The sequence below is a fragment of the Halomonas sp. BM-2019 genome (assembly GCF_017584085.1).
The window spans coordinates 830,217-832,382 of record NZ_CP071922.1; the positions used below are offsets into that span (position 1 = coordinate 830,217).

Annotated in this window: 1 protein-coding gene; it reads right to left on the reverse strand. The window is 73.1% G+C overall.

Annotated features, from left to right (window positions below; all coding sequences use genetic code 11):
• Positions 1–2,166, reverse strand: a 2,166-nt coding sequence (locus J5F18_RS04270; protein WP_346302172.1) for a DUF349 domain-containing protein, incomplete at both ends; no start/stop codon positions are given.

The window sequence follows — 2,166 nt, forward strand, 5'->3', positions numbered from 1 at the left end:
AGGCGCTCCAGCATACGGTCCAGCTCCCCCACCTCGCGCGTCCAGAGCGCCGGCGCCACCGGCCCGATCGCCAGCAGCTCGCGCAATACCCCGTGGACCTCCTCGGCGCGGGAGAGCTCCCGGCCCAGGTTCTCATTGAGCCGCTCCACCTGGATCGCCAGGCGCAGCGGCTCGTCGCGATGGCTGACGCTGCCCACCGCCAGCAGCGAGAGATGCACGCGCACCCGTGCCAGGCGTTCCTCGACCTCCCCCTCGGCGTCAGGCTCGTGGCGGGCCGCATTGCGCCGCAGGTGGGCGCCGCGCATATCATCTTCCAGGGTCGGCGACTCGGGCAGCGCCACGTCACGGGCCTCGCCGCCGGCCAGGCGTTCGGCGTCGGCGGCCAGGTGGTCGGCCAGCAGCGGCTGCACCTGGCGCCAGCGCTCCACCTCCTCGACCACGGCCAGGCGCTCGAGGCGTTCACGACGGGCGCGCACGATGCCCGACCAGCGCCGCCGCATACCCTCGGTGCGCCGCCCCGTTGGTAGCGGTTCAAGTGCCGCCGCCTCGGCCATCGCGGCGTCGAGTGTCGCCTCGTCACCGCTGCCGGCGGGCTGCCAGGCATCGATCCGGTCGATCAGCGCCTGCATGGCATCCAGGCGTTTTCGCGCCTGCTGGACCCGGTCGTCGCGCTCCGCCTCCCGGGAGGCGAAGACCTGGTCGCAGAGGCCGCGGAACTCACGCCACAGCGCCTGCTCCTCCCCTCTGGGGGCCCGACCCAGCTCCCGCCAGCGCCGCTGCAGCTCCTTGACCGCCTCGGCGCGCCGGGTGGCGGGCATCTCCTTGCCGAGCAGAGTGCACACCTGCTCGATAAGGTCGCGCTTGCCCTCGGCGATCTCGCCGGCGCGCTGGTCGATCAGCGCCTGGAGCCGGTGACGGATACGTCCGAAGCGCCGCCCGATCGCTTCGGCCTGGTCGCGCGGCACCGGTGAGGCGCGCCGCCACTGGTCACGGGCACGATCGCGTATCTCGCGCAGGGCATCGGGGTCGGCCTCCTCGGCGGGCTGGGCGAGCAGGGTCTCGAGCTGTTCGCAGAGGGTTTCGCGGGTGGCCAGGTGGCGTTCGCGCTCGGCGTCGAGCCGGGACCGCCAGTCGGCCAGCCGCGCATGGATGCGATCCGAGGCGGCGCGGAACTGGGTCGACTGCTCGCGATTGGCGGCAGCGTCGCCCAGCGACTTCCACTCCTTGACCAGTTGACGGTGGCGGCGATCCAGGCCGGCGTCGACGAGGGACGCATCCTCGGCCAGGGCCTCGATGGCCTGCACCAGCTGGTCGCGCTTGGGGCCGGCCACGTAGCTGCGCCAGTCGCGAAGCTCCGCCAGCCGGGCCCCCAGGTGTCGGAGGCGGGGCTCCTGGGGCGGACGCCCCAACCGCTCCGCCTCCTGGCGGAGGCGCTGATGGAGGCGACTGGCCCCCTTGAAGGCGCCGCGTTCGAGCAACCGCTCCAGCTCGTCGAGCTCGGTGGCAAAGCGCGCCCGGCGGGCCTCCCGCTCCTCGTCGGGTGTCTCCTGCGCGTCCCGTTCCAGCCGTTGGCGCGCCTGGCGCAGCAGCGGGGTCGGCGCCAGCGCGTCGGGCCAGTCCAGGGTGGTCACCAAGGCCTCGAGGCGCTCGTCATCGCCGTCGGTGAGGGCGCGCTGGATCTCCGCGGCGCGCTCGTCGAAGCGGACCCAGGCCTGGCTGATACGCTCGAATTCCTCGCGGGCGGCGTCGTAGCGCCCGCGCAGGGCCTGGTCGGCCAGGTGCTGGTCGGAGAGGGCCTGCCAACGGTGGGCCAGCAGCTGCTTCTGGGCGCGCAGGCTGGCAATGTCCTGGGCGGTGACCACCTCGCTGCGGCTCAGCGCCTCTAGCCCCTCCTCGAAGGCTTCCACCAGGGCCTCCCGGGCCTGCTCGGCATACTCGCGACGCGCCTCGGCGGCCTCGCTGGCGCGCTGTTGAGCATCATGGTCGCCGATCACCTTGTGGCAGCGGACACAGGCGTCCTGGTAGCGGCGCTCCTGGGCGGCATCGGGCAGGTCGGGAAGCGCCGTCCACTCGCGCATCAGGTGGCGAAACCGTCCGGCGTAAAGGGGTTCCCAGGGGGCAGTGGCTTGCCGTTCCAGATCGGCCAGCAGCGCCTCGCGCCGTTCC